At 55.9% G+C, this 16,395-nt stretch carries 13 protein-coding genes; 3 read left to right on the top strand and 10 right to left on the bottom strand.

The annotated features are described in order from the left end of the window. Nucleotides 1-30: 30 nt before the first annotated feature. Both AAC060_RS07150 and AAC060_RS07155 read left to right on the top strand, forming a co-directional pair. On the top strand, nt 31-1,923 hold the full coding sequence (locus AAC060_RS07150) for a TonB-dependent receptor (RefSeq protein WP_339824366.1): 1,893 nt from the start codon (nt 31-33) through the stop codon (nt 1,921-1,923). 29 nt (nt 1,924-1,952) lie between these two features. Further along, nucleotides 1,953-2,498, top strand: coding sequence for a hypothetical protein (locus AAC060_RS07155; RefSeq protein WP_339824367.1), 546 nt, complete (start codon nt 1,953-1,955; stop codon nt 2,496-2,498). 206 nt (nt 2,499-2,704) lie between these two features. Here the strand turns inward: AAC060_RS07155 and lpdA are convergent, their stop codons facing one another. The 3 genes from lpdA to AAC060_RS07170 are packed head-to-tail and all read right to left on the bottom strand — an operon-like array spanning nt 2,705 to nt 5,832. After that, nucleotides 2,705-4,117, bottom strand: coding sequence for a dihydrolipoyl dehydrogenase (gene lpdA / locus AAC060_RS07160; protein WP_339824368.1), 1,413 nt, complete (start codon nt 4,115-4,117; stop codon nt 2,705-2,707). Between the two features lie 21 nt (nt 4,118-4,138). Then, entirely contained in the window at nt 4,139-4,522 is a 384-nt protein-coding gene (locus AAC060_RS07165) for a hotdog domain-containing protein (protein WP_339824369.1), read from the bottom strand. Further along, on the bottom strand, nt 4,519-5,832 hold the full coding sequence (locus AAC060_RS07170) for a pyruvate dehydrogenase complex dihydrolipoamide acetyltransferase (RefSeq protein WP_339824371.1): 1,314 nt from the start codon (nt 5,830-5,832) through the stop codon (nt 4,519-4,521). Before AAC060_RS07170 ends, AAC060_RS07165 begins: the two co-directional genes overlap by 4 nt. 136 nt (nt 5,833-5,968) lie before the next feature. On the opposite strand from AAC060_RS07170, the gene AAC060_RS07175 reads away from it, so the two are divergent. Beyond that, nucleotides 5,969-6,424 (top strand): universal stress protein, encoded by a 456-nt coding sequence (locus AAC060_RS07175; protein ID WP_339824372.1) that lies wholly within the window; start codon nt 5,969-5,971, stop codon nt 6,422-6,424. On the opposite strand, the gene AAC060_RS07180 is transcribed toward AAC060_RS07175, so the two are convergent. The 7 genes from AAC060_RS07180 to AAC060_RS07210 all read right to left on the bottom strand — a co-directional run bounded on the left by AAC060_RS07180 (nt 6,421) and on the right by AAC060_RS07210 (nt 16,392). Further along, nucleotides 6,421-6,951 (bottom strand): peroxiredoxin-like family protein, encoded by a 531-nt coding sequence (locus AAC060_RS07180; RefSeq protein ID WP_339824374.1) that lies wholly within the window; start codon nt 6,949-6,951, stop codon nt 6,421-6,423. The two genes, AAC060_RS07175 and AAC060_RS07180, sit on opposite strands and share 4 nt — an antisense overlap. A gap of 73 nt (nt 6,952-7,024) precedes the next feature. Then, the gene (rnr, locus tag AAC060_RS07185; RefSeq protein WP_339824376.1) at nt 7,025-9,319 is read right to left on the bottom strand and encodes a ribonuclease R; all 2,295 of its coding nucleotides are present in this window, start codon (nt 9,317-9,319) and stop codon (nt 7,025-7,027) included. Further along, complete coding sequence (proS, locus tag AAC060_RS07190; protein ID WP_339824378.1) at nt 9,319-10,854, bottom strand: proline--tRNA ligase; 1,536 nt, start codon at nt 10,852-10,854, stop codon at nt 9,319-9,321. Before proS ends, rnr begins: the two co-directional genes overlap by 1 nt. 33 nt (nt 10,855-10,887) lie before the next feature. Next, nucleotides 10,888-11,505: a polyhydroxyalkanoate synthesis repressor PhaR gene (gene phaR, locus AAC060_RS07195; RefSeq protein ID WP_339824379.1), complete on the bottom strand. Its 618-nt coding sequence runs from the start codon at nt 11,503-11,505 to the stop codon at nt 10,888-10,890. 177 nt (nt 11,506-11,682) lie between these two features. After that, nucleotides 11,683-12,738 carry an alanine racemase gene (gene alr, locus AAC060_RS07200; RefSeq protein ID WP_339824381.1) on the bottom strand — a complete coding sequence of 352 codons (1,056 nt, stop codon included), beginning with the start codon at nt 12,736-12,738 and terminating at the stop codon, nt 11,683-11,685. Between the two features lie 19 nt (nt 12,739-12,757). After that, nucleotides 12,758-14,395, bottom strand: coding sequence for an MFS transporter (locus AAC060_RS07205; protein ID WP_339824382.1), 1,638 nt, complete (start codon nt 14,393-14,395; stop codon nt 12,758-12,760). A 26-nt stretch (nt 14,396-14,421) separates the two neighbouring features. Next, nucleotides 14,422-16,392, bottom strand: a complete 1,971-nt coding sequence (locus AAC060_RS07210; RefSeq protein WP_339824384.1) for an acetyl/propionyl/methylcrotonyl-CoA carboxylase subunit alpha — start codon at nt 16,390-16,392, stop codon at nt 14,422-14,424. Nucleotides 16,393-16,395: the final 3 nt, after the last annotated feature.

The raw sequence follows: 16,395 nt of genomic DNA on the forward strand, positions 1-16,395 counted from the left end.
CAACTATGTCGTTAACAAAAGGGACTCCCAATGTATAAATTACGAACCTTAGCCACGCTTTTGGCGTCTTCCGCATATTGCTATGCTCTACCGGCAATGGCCGCTGATGATCGTGAGATCGTCGTTACCGCCACCGGCATCGAACAGGATATAGAAGATACCGGTGCCGCCATATCGGTGATTACCGAAGCGGACATACGCGACCGGCAGATTGTTTCAGTTGCCGATATTCTGCAGGAACTGCCGGGCGTCAATGTCACCCAGAGCGGCGGATTGGGCTCGCAAACTTCGGTCCGCATCCGCGGCGCTGAAAGCGACCAGACCCTCGTTCTGATCAATGGCATCAGAGTTAATGACCCCTCCTCGCCGGACGGCGCTTTTGATTTCGGCAATTTGCTCGCAGGCAATATTGAGCGCATCGAAGTATTGCGCGGCGCAAGCGGCGTAACCTGGGGCAGTCAGGCTGTAGGCGGCGTGGTCAATATCACAACCAAAGCTCCGACCGAAGATCTTACCCTGTTCGCCCAAGGCGAATATGGCGCGCATGATACGGTGCGTCTGGTCAGCAACGCCTCTGGCAAGATCGGGCCCGTTGGCCTGAGCATCGGTGGTGGCTATGTGCGTGCGGACGGTATCAGTGCCTATTCCGGAGGAACCGAACTGGACGGCTATCGCCAATATTCGGCGTCAGGACAGTTGCAGGTTGAATTGACCGATGCGATCCGTTTTGAAGCCAGCGGCTATTATGCGGACAGCCGGGTCGACAATGACAGCGTTTTTCCGCCCTTTAGTTCGGACAATGCCCAGTTTTCTCTCGCAGAGGAAATTTACGGAAATGCTGCCATAGTGGCCCAGGCATTTGACGGCCGGTTCCAGAACCGCTTTGCCTTCAGCATTTCCGACATAAACCGCGATATCATCAACCCCTTCTTCACCTCGCTGCCTAGAGGACGGACAGAACGGTTCGAATATCGGGGTGATTTTGCCGTGGTCGAACAATTGCGTCTGGTTTTCGGGGCCGAGACAGAAGACAGCCGTTACGAAAATAGCGGCGTTACCGACTCCACCGGTATCGATTCCATCTTTTTCCAGGCCGTGGTCAAGCCGCTCGACGGACTGACCCTGACCGGCGGCGTCCGGCACGATGATCATGAAGACTTTGGCGGAAACACAAGCTTTTCCGGCAACTTGGCTTATCGCATCGGCGAAGACGGACCGACTATTCGTGCAAGCTATGCCGAAGGTTTTCGCGCCCCATCCCTGATTGATCTCGATGATCGCCCTTTTGGCTATGGCACGCCGGACCTCGTACCAGAGACCGCGAAATCTTATGAGATCGGCATTGATCAATCGCTTATCGGCAACGCGGTACAGGTCTCGGTGACCCTGTTCCAGCGCGACACGAAAAACCAGATCGCCTTTGCCGCCTGCCCCGTAGCACCCGATCCTGCGCCAGAAGTCTGCACCAACGGCAGCCGTCCATTTGGTACGACCCTGAACATCGAGCGCAATCGCACGAAAGGCGTCGAGGCCATTTTGTCTATCACTCCGGTCGAAAGACTGCGCTTCGATGCGAATTACACCTGGCTCGACACCGAGAATCGTTCATCCGGCGCAAATTTCGGCAATGAACTCGCCCGCCGTCCGGCGAGCAGCCTCTATTTGAACGCCAGCTACCAGACGGACTTTGGTCTGAATCTGGGCGCCGACTTGCAAATGGTTGGCGACAGTTTCGACGATCTCGCCAACAACCGCCGCATCGACGGCTATATACTCGCCGGAACACGCGCGAGCATACCGGTCTCCGATATATTTGAAGTCTTTGGACGTATCGACAATCTGTTCGATGTCACCTATGAAACAGCCACTGATTTTGGCTCTCCGGGGCGTTCTGCGTACATTGGAGCGCGCGCGCGCTTCTGATATCCAATAGCAAAAGGGAATATGATCACATGCAACTCCGTCAAACTTCATCATCCGTCCAGAATATCTGGGCCGGTGTGCTGGCAACGTCGTCGGTTCTGGGCAGCCTTGCATTGGCCTGCATATTCCCTTTCGCTGCGATCGCGACCTTGCTGGCGGCAACATTGCCGTTCCGCAAGGCAGCGGTCTGGATGGGCGCGGTATGGTTTGCCAATCAACTGGTCGGCTATCTGCTGCTCGGCTATCCGCAGACGGCCAATAGCTTCGGTCATGGCCTCGCCATTGGGGCCACAGCGATAGCAACCCTGTTCGTCGCGAAGAAGGTCTTGGACTTTCGTTCAGACCGCAGTTTCCTCTCGCTCGGCCTTGCCTTCGGCGCGGGCTTTATCACTTATCAAACGCTGTTGCTGGTCGCAGCAACGTTCCTTGGCGGTGTCCAGAATTTCATGCCTTCCATCGTCTGGATGGTTGCAAAAAATGACATCCTCTGGTTCGCTGGCCTCGGCATTCTTTACATGGTGCTGGACGGCACTCTGTTTGACCGGATCGGCAAGCAGACAACCCCACAAGGTTGAACGCGCTATAGCCTGATCCGCCGAGCAGAAATTGGCTCAGACTGCACTTCGCTTCGGCGTTCAGAACGCCCTCATCCAACTGCGGCTAATCCTGCCGGATAAGCCTGCCGATCCTTCTCCCTCACGGGAGAAGGCAAACACGGCAAAAGTCTTCAAGGGCAAGGTTTGTTCCCCGCCCGGCGGAGGGGAACAGTTCCTAACCAATTCTACATATGCAAAACACGGCCATAAGCGTCGAGCACGCTCTCGTGCATCATTTCGCTGAGCGTCGGGTGCGGGAAGACGGTGTTCATCAGTTCCGCTTCCGTCGTTTCGAGCGTCTTGCCGATGGTATAGCCCTGGATCAGTTCGGTCACTTCTGCGCCGATCATATGCGCGCCGAGCAATTCACCCGTCTTGGCGTCAAACACGGTCTTGATGAAGCCCTCGGTCTCTCCCAGTGCAATCGCCTTGCCATTGCCGATGAAGGGGAATTTGCCGACCTTGACGTCATGGCCCGCTTCTTTTGCTTTGGCTTCGGTCAGACCAACGCTGGCGATCTGCGGGTGGCAATAGGTGCAGCCGGGGATATTGTTTACATCCATGGTGTGCGGATGCCCGTCCTTGTCCATCGACTGGGCGATTGTTTCGGCCGCTATAACGCCTTCGTGGCTAGCCTTGTGCGCCAGCCACGGGCCAGCGGTGCAATCACCAATCGCGTAAATACCGTCGATATTGGTCCGGCAATATTCGTCGGTCTTGATATGATAGCGGTCGTCCGGCTGGACGCCGAGCTGGTCGAGGCCGATGGTTTCGATATTGGGCATGATCCCGACGGCGACGATGACATGGCTGAAGTCATGGCTTTCCTTCTTGCCCTTGCTGTCCTCGATCTCCGCCGTGACGCCTTTATCGCCGGTTTCAATGCTCTTCACGCCGGCGCCAGTCATGATGGTCATGCCCTGCTTTTTCAAAGACTTCTCGAGGAACTTTGAGATTTCCTCGTCTTCCACCGGCACAATCCGATCGAGCATTTCGACGACCGTCACGTCGACGCCGATGTCATTGTAGAAGCTGGCAAATTCGATGCCGATCGCGCCTGAGCCGATGACCAGCAATTTGGTCGGAGTTTCACTTGGTGTCATGGCATGCCGATAGGTCCAGATGCGCTTGCCGTCCGCCTTGGCAAAAGGCAGATCGCGGGCGCGAGCGCCAGTGGCGATGATGATATTCTTCGCCTCCAGCTCGACATCACCCTTATCAGTTTTCACGCTAAGCTTACCCGGAGCGGTGATCGTGCCATCGCCCATGACGACATCAATCTTGTTCTTCTTCATCAGGCCTGTGACGCCCTGATTGAGCTGCTTGGCGACGCCGCGCGAGCGTTTAACGATCGCATCAAGATCTGCGCTGATATTCTCTGCGACCAGACCATAATCCGCCGCATGTTTCATATTGTGAAACACTTCGGCCGAGCGAAGCAAAGCCTTGGTCGGGATACAACCCCAGTTGAGGCAGATGCCGCCAAGATTTTCGCGTTCGACAATGGCGGTTTTGAGACCCAGTTGCGAAGCGCGGATTGCGGCTACATAGCCACCGGGGCCGGAACCGAGAACGATGAGGTCATATCCGTTTGCCATGTTATTCCTTTTCGATAATCTTTAGACTAGTGCGGGAACCTGCACCGGCTTGCCTTCGCCGTCCACCGCCACAAATATGTAGACGCCCGACGCCGCCTTCATCATTTCATCTTCATGCCGGTCGCGGCGATAAGCCTCGACCTGCACGGTCATCGAACTGCGTCCGATCTTGATGAAATCTGCATAGACGGACAATTCGTCGCCAATACCCACCGGTTGGCCAAAACTGACATCATTGGCACCAACAACAACCGATTGGTGCTTGCTATGCTGAGCTGCCAGAGCGCCTCCGGCCTGTGCCATCTGTCCCATCAGCCAGCCACCAAAGGCCACCCCGTAGGGATTGCCTTCGGTCGGCATGACTATGGTCCGGATCGCCGGGATTTTTTTGGCCAGATCGGTCAAGCGAGCATCCCCAGCGGATTTTCAACAGTTTCCTTGAACGCCTTCATGAAGGCCGCACCGGTTGCACCGTCAATCGCGCGGTGATCGAAACTGCCGGTAGCGGTCATGATCGTGGCGATCTGGACACTGTCATCGATGACAACCGGTTTTTTAATACCGGCGCTGATCGCCAGGATCATGGCCTGCGGCGGATTGATCACGGCATCAAATGTTGTGACCCCGAACATGCCCATGTTGGACAAGCTCGCCGTGCCGCCCTGATATTCGTGCATCTTCAGCTTCCCTGCCTTGGCACGCTCGGCGAGATCTTTCATCTCGGTGGCGATGGTGCTGAGCGATTTGCTGTCGGCACTGGTGATAATCGGCGTAATCAGGCCGCCGGGAATGCTTACCGCCACCGAGATATCAGCGCGCGAATAGCGGATCAGATTTTCTTCGGTAAAGCTGACATTGCTGTCAGGCGCCTGCATCAGCGCCACCGCCTGAGCCTTGATCAGCAGATCATTGACCGACAGCTTGACGCCACGCGCTTCGAGCGAAGCGTTGAGTTCGCCACGCAATTTCAACATTTTGTCGATATTAATATCGATACTGACCCGGTAATGCGGGATCGTTTGCTTGGCCTCGGTCAGGCGGCGGGCAATGGTCTTGCGCATGCCCGACAATTTTTCGGCCGTGTGCGGGATGTCGAAGTCGCCGGTAGCTGCAGCAGGTGCTGGGGCTGAAGAAGGCGCAGTGCTTGCAGCCGGGGCAGAGGTTTCGCTCTTGACCGGAGCCGTGCCGCCTTCTGCCGCATCAATATCGGCCTTGATAATACGTCCACCGGGACCCGAGCCGGACACAGCGGTCAGGTCGACACCTTTCTGGTCGGCCAGACGGCGGGCCAACGGACTGACCTTCAGGCGGTCATCGCCGGAACCCGTTGCGGCCTTTGGCGCAGGGGCGGGGCTCGCTTTTGGTGCTGGCGCATGCGCAGGAGCAGGAGCGGGTTCTTCCGCCTTGGCGGCAGGCTCTGCTGCCTCTTTCGCTTTTGGCGCGGGAGTGGCTTTCGCATCGCCGACATCTTCGCCCTCTTCGGCGATAATCGCGATCACCGCGCCGACCTTCACATTTTCAGTGCCTTCCGGAACGACGATCTTCGCGATCACGCCCTCGTCAATCGCTTCAAATTCCATCGTCGCCTTGTCGGTCTCGATCTCGGCCAACAAATCGCCGGAAGAAACGCTGTCGCCTTCCTTCACCAGCCATTTGGCAAGCGTCCCTTCTTCCATCGTCGGGGAGAGCGCAGGCATTTGGAGATTGATGGGCATGGCCGGTTATCTTTCCTGATTTGGTCCAGTTGTCACTAAAAGCTGTCTAACATTGAGCCAATGGCGTCAAGGGCGCTCGCTTGCCTTGTGGCCATTTTTATCGCAACAGGTGTTTCTGACAGGGCGAGGAGGGTTCATGCGTACATATCTGGTGGTAATCGACGAGACCGACGAGGCTAGCATCGCGCTGCGCTTCGCTTCCCGACGGGCGATGAAGACAAACAGCGCCCTCCATATTCTTGCGCTCGTGGCAAGCGAGGGCTTTGTTGCCTGGGGCGGAGTTCAGGCAACGCTGGAGGAAGAATCGAAAAGCCGGGCCGAAGCGCTTGTTTCGAGCGCGGCCGGAACTTTATTTGACGAAACAGGCATAAGGCCTTCAATAACAGTAAAACAGGGTAAGGGACCAAAGGTCGTCCGTGAGATGATGGCTGAAGTCGACGGTCTCGCAGCCCTCGTGCTCGGAGCAGCGGCGACCGGTTCGCCCGGACCGTTGGTAAGCCATTTTGCCGCCACCGAGGCAGGGTCACTGCCCTGCCCGGTGATGGTTGTTCCCGGATCATTGACCAAGGAAGAAATTGACCGGCTGAGCTAGCGCTTTTTCGCCAGTTCGCCGCGGGCTGGGTAATCATTTTTCAGCGCAAAGTCGATTCCCTGCAACAGTTGATCGAGCGGAGGACGGGTGAACGGCATGCTCTGGATGCTCGCGAAATAAAGCGTCTGGTCCGGCTTGACGAGGAGCATTGCGGGTTCGGAGAAAATCTCGGGCTCCGAGCTGTCGGGACGACCCGACGAAATATAGAGGTCAAAATCGCGAGCCTGATCTTCGCTGAGGCCATAGCCGAGCAGAAGTTCGTCAACTTCCCATTCTTCGACCGATTTCTGGGCCCGTTCCTTGCTATCCATACTGATCGCGACAACCGTAATTCCGCGCTCAGAAAAATCACCGAGTTTGCGCTGTAATTCGCGCAACTGCATCTTGCAGATCGGGCAATGCACACCGCGGTAGAACAGCAACAGAGTAAAATTATCGCCGAGCCGCTGGCTCAGCTGAAACTTGCCACCGTCAATAAGCGGAACGGTAAAATCGGGCACGGCTTGGGCTGGTAGAATATTGGGCATCGGGGGATTTCCTTTTTCTTGTTCAATCTACAACCCTACCCAAGCCCAATGGTTGCCCGATGACAAACAACTATTACTTTCGGCGAGCCTTACCCATCTTGCCACGAACATTCGCGGGACGGCCGGGTTTGCCCTTGCGATGGGGCTTTCCCTTGCCAGCGCGAGCGGGCGCCGGACGACCCGGCATATGATTGGCGCCTTCGGCCAGTTCGAACAAAAGGCTGCCGGTGGCGGCATTGGCCTCGACCAGACGCAGTTCGATTTTCTGGCCGATGTTATAGGTCGTACCGCTATCCATGCCGGTCAGCTGTTGCTTGGCCTCGTCATAATCAAAACGTTCTGCCCCCAACGTTCTAACCGGGACAAGCCCGTCGCCGCCCAGTTCGTCCACGGTGGCAAAAAATCCGAAATTCTGGACGCCGGTGATCCGGCACTTCACCACTTCGCCGATCCGCTCCGCCAAGTGCGCCGAGATATAGCGGTCGATGGTTTCCCATTCCGCCTTCATCGCACGGCGCTCGAGCTTGGAGATTTTCTCCGAGATTATTTCGAGGCGGCCTGCCTCTTCCTTGCTCAATCCTGAAAATTCCGGAATGGCGCTGTTTTTGGGTGCCGGCTGTTCCAGCTTGCAGGCGCTGACGAGAGCGCGGTGGACGATCAGATCTGCATAGCGGCGGATCGGGCTGGTGAAATGGGCGTAACTTCCCAGCGAAAGGCCGAAATGGCCCATATTGGTGTGGCCATAATAAGCCTGCGTCTGGCTCCGCAATATCTGTTCCATCACCAAAGGCAGCAGCAATTCGTCGTCAACCTGTTCGATCAGATTATTGAAGACCGCAGGTTTGATCACCTGCCCCATGGCAAAGCTCATATCGAAGGTCTTGAGATAATCTTTCAGCGCGATCAGCTTCTCTCGCGACGGGGTTTCGTGAACGCGGTAGATCACCGGCGATTTTTTCGACTCCAGCATCTTCGCGGCTGCGACATTGGCAACGATCATATAATCCTCGACCACACGATGCGCGTCGAGCCGTTCGCGGATGGCAATTTCTACAATCTTGCCCTGATCGTCCAGCACCACCCGCTTTTCGGGCAGATCGAGATTGAGCGGTTCGCGGGCATCGCGCGCCTTGGCGAGCAATTTCCAGCAGGCCCAAAGAGGCTCGAGAGCGCTGCTTCTTAGCGGATGATCCAGCTTCCCGTCCATCGCCGCCTGCGCATCTTCATAGGCAATATTGCCGGCCAGTTTTACGATGGCGCGGGTGAAGCGCGAGGCAATCACCTGCCCCTTGCTGTCTATTGTCACGTGACAGACGAGAGCTGCCCGGTCGACGCCCTGCTTCAGCGAACAGACATCGGTGGACAAAGCTTCCGGCAACATCGGGACAACCCGGTCGGGGAAATAGACGCTGTTGCCGCGCTTATAGGCTTCCCGGTCGAGTTTGCTGCCCGAGCGGACATAATAGGAAACGTCAGCAATGGCGATCAAGGCTTTGAAACCGCCCTTGTTATCCGGACTGTGATCCGCTGTGGCCCAGATCGCGTCATCATGGTCACGGGCATCCGCCGGATCGATGGCGACAATCGGCAGATCACGAAGATCCTCGCGCTTCTCTTGCGAGATTTCCAGCTTGATCGCCTGTTCCGCTTCTTCGACCACGGCATCGGGAAAATGCAGCGGAATTTCGAATTTGTGGATAGCAATCAGGCTGAAGGATTTGGCGGCGAACGGATCGCCCAATATTTCCTTTACCCGCGCCTTGACCTCCGAGCCGCGCTTGATCGGTTCGGCCAGCACCAGATTGCCCGGTTTTGCCTCGCCCAGTTCGATTATCGGCGTGCTGCGCCGGATTTTGCGATCCACCGGCTTCAGCCAAAAACGGTCGCGTTCGTCTTTCTCGACGATACCCAGCAGCATTTCGTTGCTCTGGGCGAGTTTCTTCATCAGGAAGGCGACATGCCCCTGCCCGCGTTCTTCGGTTCGTGCCAGTATCCGGTCGCCGATCGCCAATGCGGCGCGGCGGCCCTTTTCCTTGACCCTGATCTTGGGCGCGGGTCCGCCTTCGTCTTCCCAGCGTTCGGGAATGCCAATGGCTTCATTGCCGTCAATCTCGACAATCTTGAGCACGGTCACCTTCGGCAGGCCGCCCACCTTATGCAAGGCCCGCCCCAAATCTCCGGCGAGCAGCCCTTCTTTGGTCATGTCCTTGAGCAAAGCCTTGAGCGCGATCTTGTCCGGTCCCCGCAATGCAAAGGCTTTTGATATCTCTCGCCGTCCCGCAGGTCGCTCCGATTGCTCGATAAAGTCCAGTATCTGCTGGCGAGTGGGAACCTGTTTCGGTTTGTGAGATTTTTTGGGACCTGCCATTAATAAGCTTTACCTATGATTATGCGCTCGACCGCCGGTTTGCCGGTAAAGATGCATTTGCCATCTGCGGCTTCAGCATCAACCGGAACATTGCGGAAGGTCAGCTTCAGTTTTTTGAGCCGCTCTTCGATTTCTTCCAGTTCTTCGCCGGTGGCCTTGCACCATTGCACTTCCAGCCATCCCGGATGTTTCTTTTTCGCCGCGTAGAAACGTTCTACGTCCGACCAATATTCAACACCCTTCTTGACGTTGCTATCGAGACGGTCTTGCGCTTCGGTGTGCAATGCGGTCTGGATATCGGACAATAGAGCAGGAATTTCAGGGATAAAATCCTCCTTGTCGAGAAACTTCGTGTCCAGCTTGCCGCTGTCCTGATAGAGTGCATCGCGACGGATCATCGCGACCTTGCCTTCCGCCATGTCGCGCGGTCCAATTTCGAGAATGATCGGCGCGCCCTTCTTGATCCAAGACCAGCGTTTGGTCTGGGTTTTGGCGCCGCTGATATCCAGCTTCACCCGGACCGGTTCGTCAAAGGCTCTGAGCTGGGCGATTTCCTTCGCCAGTGCCTTGCAATATTCGAGCACTTCTTCATCTTCCGGCTTGTCGCGCAGCATCGGCACGATCACCACCTGATAGGGCGCGATCAACGGTGGCACACGCATGCCGTCGTCGTCGCCATGGGTCATGATGACGCCACCGATCATCCGCGTCGACGTGCCCCAGCTGGTGGTATAGGCAAACTGAAATTCGCCATCCTTGTCCTGGAAGCGGATATTCTGCGCCTTGCTGAAGGTCTGGCCAAGGAAGTGGCTAGTGCCCGCCTGCAATGCCTTGCCGTCCTGCATCATCGCTTCGATCGAATAGGTCGCATCTGCGCCGGGAAAACGTTCATTTTCCGGCTTCTCTCCGGCCACAACCGGCATCGCCAGCACGTTTTCCGAAAACTCGCGATACATTTCCAGAGCGTTGAGTGTTTCTTCCATCGCCTCGGCTTTGCTGGCGTGGGCCGTGTGACCTTCCTGCCAGAGAAATTCGGTGGTCCGCAGAAACATTCTGGTCCGCATTTCCCAGCGCACGACATTCGCCCACTGGTTGATCATCACCGGAAGGTCGCGCCAACTTTGCACCCAGCGCGCAAAGGCCGTACCTATCACGGTTTCCGAGGTCGGCCGAACGACAAGCGGTTCTTCCAACTTGGCATCCGGATCGACGATCAGTCCGCCATCTTCGCCCTTCTTCAGGCGATGATGTGTGACAACCGCCATTTCCTTGGCAAAGCCTTCAACATGCTCGGCTTCTTTCGCGAAATAGCTGAGCGGAATGAACAGGGGGAAATAGCAATTTTCATGGCCGCTGGCCTTGATCCGCTGGTCCATCAGATATTGCACCCGTTCCCAGATGCCATAGCCCCAGGGCCGCATGATCATTGAGCCACGGACACCGGATTCTTCGGCCATGTCGGCTTCAGCAATTACTTGCTGGTACCATCCCGCGAAATCATCTTCGCGGGTGATTGTAAGAGCATTTTTCTTCACTTGGTTTTCCTGCGGATTATAGTTTTCCGATAATCAAATATCGAGTTTATCAATCTTGGACTGGATATCGGCCAGTTGCTTTTTCAGCTCCATGATCTCGACATCTTTTGCGGATGGTTTTTCTTGTAGTTCGTCTTCCGTCTCATCCCGACCATTTTGGCCAAGGCTGAGCGCTTTTTCAAACACGCCGGCGAGGGGGCTTGCCTTCAGGGCGTTTTCAACCGCTTCCTGAAACTGCTTCTGGTTTTTGACCGCCATCTGGCCCAGCGGGTTTTTGTTGAGCGCGCCTTCGACTGCTTCCTGAAACTGTTTCTGGTTTTTGCGGAAATTATCCATCGACGCTTCCAGATAGGACGGCATCAGCGACTGCATGCTGTTGCCATACATGGAAATCAGCTGGCGCAGAAAATTGACCGGCAGCATATGCTTGCCGTTGCTTTCCTCGTCGACGATGATCTGGGTCAGCACATTGTGAGTGATGTCGTCTCCCGTTTTAGCATCAACAACCACAAAATCTTCATCCTTGCGGGTCATTTCGGCGAGAAAATCGAGGGTTATATAATTGGATGTCTGGGTGTTATAGAGACGCCGATTGGCATATTTTTTAATGACTATCGGTCCGTCCTGAATCTTCTTTTTCGACTTAGCCATATAAGCTCCCGATCGGTTAGAAATACTGAAGGCTGTCGGGTTTCTAACCGTCCTTTATTGCATGTTGCACAAGCACTAAACCTATTTGTGCATTGCCGCAACTTCTGTTGTTATCCAGTATTTTTGCGCAGCATTTATCTGTTGTGCAGCTGCGTTCGAGTATCGGCTTCTACAACGCTATGTCCACTGTCTCGCCAACCGGTTGCCGAGACCGGTGATCAGTTCATATTGCGACAGACCGGATTGCGATGATGCGATCCCGAGATCATATTCGCAATCAACCCAGTCGCCCTCTTTCAGATCAGGTGCGTCCGAAAGATCTATTGCGATCAGGTCCATCGAGACACGGCCCAGCACAGGAAGCACAATGCCGCCGTGCAGGAACATACCGCTATTCGAAAATCCCCGCAAATATCCGTCGGCATAGCCCATCGCCAATATCGCAACATCATGGCTATCCGCTGCAATATATTGTGCGTTATAACCGAGCTTGGCACCGCTATGAAGCGAACGAATCTGAATAATTTCCGCTTGCGGAAATGCCACCTGCCCGATGATGTCGTCCAAAGCCGGGCGTTGAATACCGCCGTAGAGCGACAGACCGGGGCGCGTTACATCGAAATGATAGTCACTGCCTAGCGCTATGCCGGCGCTATTAGCAAGGCTATTGCGCTTGGCCGGGACAATTTCGATTGCAGCCTTATACTGTGCGAGCTGCGCTGCATTTTGCGGCCCGTCTTCGTCCGCCGAAGCCAGATGGCTCATCGCCATATCGATCGCCATTCCGGCAAAAAGATCTCCATTGAGATCCTCCGGATTTATGCCGAGGCGGTTCATTCCGCTGTTAATCATGATATCACACGCCCTGCCCGATGGCTTCCAGCGCCCAAGCTGCTCGAGACTGTTGATCACCGGCTTGGCCGGAGATTGCAGAGCAAAGGGCATGTCAGACTCGCGCACGCCGTTGAGCACCGAGACCGATGCCTTGCTGGCGGTCAGGTCTTCAATTTCCTGCGCTTCCTGCCAGTTTGCTACAAAAAAGTCTGTGCATCCTGCTGCGACCAGCCTCTGCACAACTTCCCGCACACCTAGACCATAGGCATTGGCTTTTACCGCAGCCCCTGCTTTTGCCTGTCCCGACAGTCGGTCGAGAGCACGCCAGTTTGCCACCAGCGCGTCGGAATCGAGCTTTATCGTCGCGGTCGGCGGTATGATCGGTTTTGCGTCACTCATGGAGCGACCGATACGGCCTTTATGGTGCTTCGTCGAGAGCTGCTTCGGGGTCATTGGGGATACCCCACCACGCCACGACAACCCCGAATGCAACGATGACCCATGTATACCAGAGACCGGCATATATATCACCTGACCGCGCGACAATATATCCGGCGATCAGCGGCAGGAAGCCACCCAGATAACCCGCCCCGATATGATAAGGTATCGACATGGAACTGTAACGGATTTTGGCCGGGAACATTTCCGACAGCAATGCTGCAACGGACCCATAGGTCAAGGCACTCAGACCACCCAATACCAGCAATATCGCAACAATTCCCAATATGCTCGTCATGCTGGGCTGCTGTTTGGAAAAGTCATAACCGTATTTAGTAAGTGCATCACGAATACCGCTCGTCCGGGCTGCGCCATCCGCCAACCATGCAGGATCGATGGCGATCGCATTGCTACCGGCGCTCAGGCGCAATTCACTGGCATCGGTCAACGAGTAGGAAACGCCGGCAGATGTCAGAGTTTCCAATATTTTACCGCAATCGCTCTGTTCCCGGCTGAACAGTTCGGCAAACGGGTCTGTGCTGCAAGCATGGCCTTCAACCCTGACCGGGCTTGCCTTAGCTGCCTCTGTCAGTCCGGGATTGGCGAGTTGGCCCAGTCCCCAGAATGCTGGAAAAAGTAAGAGCAACGAAAGCAGAGCGCCCACGATAATCGGTTTTTTGCGTCCTACCCGGTCGGACCATTTCCCGACCAGAAGATAGAATGACATGGCGATCAGCCCGGAGACAAATAATATGATGTCGACGGTCCCTGCGTCCATGTTCATCGGCCCCCGCAAGAACGACATGCCCGAGAAAAACGCCGTGTACCAAATGGTGGTCAGAATGCCTGTAATCCCGAAAAGAGCGACGAAAATGCGCTTCTTGTTGCCGGGATAGGTAAAGCTTTCGACAAACGGATTGCCAGCGGTTTCACCCGCCGCTTTCATCGCTTGAAAGACCGGGCTTTCGTTAAGTTTTAGCCGCATCCACAGCGATATCACCAGCAGCAGAATCGAAAGCAGGAACGGTACCCGCCAGCCCCAGTCGTTAAAAGCCTCTTCCGGGATCAGGAAGCGGCAGGCTAATATGACGCCGATCGACAGAACAAATCCGCCGGCGACGCTCGCCTGGATATAGCTTGTATAATATCCGCGTTTTTCGGTCGGGGCATGTTCGGCCACATAAATGGCCGCGCCGCCATATTCACCGCCGAGCGCAAGCCCCTGCAATATCCGCAGGAAGATCACGATCAGTGGAGCCGCCAGCCCGATCGTCTCGGCGCTCGGGATGAATCCGACCCCGGCGGTCGCTATGCCCATCAGGGTGACCGTGACCAGAAACGTATATTTGCGCCCCAGCTTATCGCCCAGAAAACCGAAAAGAATGGCACCGACAGGACGGAAGCCGAAGCCGATGGCGAAAGTCGCCCATACCATCAGGATTTCGAGCGTCGGGTTTCCGCTGGGGAAAAAGGTTGGCCCGATAATATAGAATAATGTGCCATAGATGAAGAAGTCATACCATTCGAAAATGGTGCCGGCGGAGGACGCCGCGATGACCAGACGGATTTCCTTGGTCGTCGGTTCGCCCTGCCCCGCCATTGCTACTTCACTGGCCATATTTTACCCTCCCCAAGGCGTTTATTCTATTCCAGTTCGAGTATCACGGCATCGACGGCAAGACTATCTCCTTGTGCGGCTTCGACCGATTTCACCACGCCATTTTTCTCGGCGCGCAGGATATTCTCCATTTTCATGGCCTCGACAACAGCGAGAGGCTGGCCTTCGACCACCGCATCGCCTTCGGCAACGTGCAGCGCGACTAGCAGGCCGGGCATCGGGCAGAGTAGATATTTAGACAAATCAGGTGGAATCTTTTCGATCATATGCACGGCATGCTGCGCAACATGGGCTGGCAATATGCGGGCCTTGTGGGTCGCGCCATGGCTGTTCAGCGCAAAGCCGTTGGCGGTTTTCGCAATCTTCACCGACAGCGGCTTGCCCGCTATCTCGGCGAGGATCAGGCTGTCGCCGGGCGTATATTCCATCGACAGATCGACCGGCGCGCCATCGACCGAGATTTCCTCTTCGGAGATAGACACGTCCATGACCTTTTCGCCGATCTTGACCTGCCATTCCGATGGCGGATCAAGCCGCTTGCCAAGCTGGTTATCGACCCGACGGGCGCGATCAGCATGGGCTGTGGCGGCAAAGGCACCGATTGCGGCAAGATTCGCCAGCAACTCGTCGGACGCCGGAGCGCCCTGAAAACCGTCAGGATATTCTTCGGCGATAAAATTGGTGGTGATATTGCCTTCGCGGAACCGCTCGTGCTGCATCAGCGCCGAGAGAAAATCGATATTATGGCCGGGGCCGACCAGCTCGAACCGGTCGAGCGCGTCGATCTGGCGGTCAATCGCCTCGATGCGGGTCTCACCATAAGTGATCAGCTTGGCGATCATCGGATCGTAGAAGATCGAAACCTCGCCGCCTTCGGCTACGCCATCGTCAACGCGAATGCCTTCTTCGGCTTCGGGCGGACGATATTTGACCAGACGACCGGTGGAAGGCAGGAAGCCGCGATAGGGGTCTTCCGCATAGACGCGACTTTCGACCGCCCAGCCTGTTAGCTTGACCTCATCCTGCGTCAGTGGCAATTTCTCGCCATAAGCGACACGGATCATCTGTTCGACCAGATCGAGACCGGTGATATATTCGGTGACCGGATGCTCGACCTGCAGACGGGTGTTCATTTCGAGGAAATAGAAGCTCTTGTCCGCCCCGACGATCAGCTCGACCGTACCGGCGCTGTAATAGCCGACAGCCTGCGACAAAGCGACGGCCTGTTCGCCCATCTTCTTGCGCATTTCCGGATCGACGAAAGGCGATGGCGCTTCTTCGACAACCTTCTGGTGGCGACGCTGGATTGAACATTCGCGTTCGCCGAGATAGATGACATTGCCATGCTTGTCGCCCAGCACCTGGATTTCGATATGGCGCGGCTGTTCGATGAATTTCTCGATAAACACGCGGTCATCGCCAAAGCTGGCCAGACCTTCGCGCTTCGTCGCTTCAAAGCCTTCGCGGACGTCTTTTTCATTCCACGCGAGCCGCATGCCCTTGCCACCGCCGCCGGCGCTGGCCTTCATCATCACTGGGTAGCCGATCTCACCGGCGATCTTCACCGCATGTTCGGTATCGTCAATCTCGCCAATATGACCGGGAACAACGCTGACCCCTGCCTTCTCCGCGAGTTTCTTCGACTCGATCTTGTCGCCCATCGCTGCGATCGCGTTGATCGGCGGGCCGATGAAGGCGATGTCATTGTCATCCAGTTGCTGGGCAAAGCTGGTCCGTTCGGACAGGAAGCCATAGCCCGGATGCACCGCTTCCGCGCCGGTTTCCTTGCAGGCTGCGATGATCTTGTCCGCGATCAGATAGGATTCACCGGCGGGAGACGGACCGATATGGACAGCCTCATCCGCCATTTTGACATGCGGCGAGCGCGCGTCGGCATCGGAATAGACAGCAACCGTCTTGATCCCCATTTTCTGGGCAGTACGAATGACGCGACAAGCAATTTCGCCGCGGTTTGCGATCAGGATTTTCTTGAACATAGT

It is taken from the genome of uncultured Parasphingorhabdus sp. (genome assembly GCF_963975555.1).
In the GTDB taxonomy this organism is placed as follows: domain Bacteria; phylum Pseudomonadota; class Alphaproteobacteria; order Sphingomonadales; family Sphingomonadaceae; genus Parasphingorhabdus.

Excerpts from the sequence above, each read along its gene's own strand:
- phaR (WP_339824379.1), bottom strand. The coding sequence starts at position 11,505 with ATGGCTAAGTCGAAAAAGAAGATTCAGGACGGACCGATAGTCATTAAA.
- AAC060_RS07210 (WP_339824384.1), bottom strand. The coding sequence starts at position 16,392 with ATGTTCAAGAAAATCCTGATCGCAAACCGCGGCGAAATTGCTTGTCGC.
- AAC060_RS07180 (WP_339824374.1), bottom strand. The coding sequence starts at position 6,951 with ATGCCCAATATTCTACCAGCCCAAGCCGTGCCCGATTTTACCGTTCCG.
- AAC060_RS07155 (WP_339824367.1), top strand. The coding sequence starts at position 1,953 with ATGCAACTCCGTCAAACTTCATCATCCGTCCAGAATATCTGGGCCGGT.
- AAC060_RS07170 (WP_339824371.1), bottom strand. The coding sequence starts at position 5,832 with ATGCCCATCAATCTCCAAATGCCTGCGCTCTCCCCGACGATGGAAGAA.
- alr (WP_339824381.1), bottom strand. The coding sequence starts at position 12,738 with ATGAGTGACGCAAAACCGATCATACCGCCGACCGCGACGATAAAGCTC.
- rnr (WP_339824376.1), bottom strand. The coding sequence starts at position 9,319 with ATGGCAGGTCCCAAAAAATCTCACAAACCGAAACAGGTTCCCACTCGC.
- AAC060_RS07150 (WP_339824366.1), top strand. The coding sequence starts at position 31 with ATGTATAAATTACGAACCTTAGCCACGCTTTTGGCGTCTTCCGCATAT.
- AAC060_RS07175 (WP_339824372.1), top strand. The coding sequence starts at position 5,969 with ATGCGTACATATCTGGTGGTAATCGACGAGACCGACGAGGCTAGCATC.
- lpdA (WP_339824368.1), bottom strand. The coding sequence starts at position 4,117 with ATGGCAAACGGATATGACCTCATCGTTCTCGGTTCCGGCCCCGGTGGC.
- AAC060_RS07205 (WP_339824382.1), bottom strand. The coding sequence starts at position 14,395 with ATGGCCAGTGAAGTAGCAATGGCGGGGCAGGGCGAACCGACGACCAAG.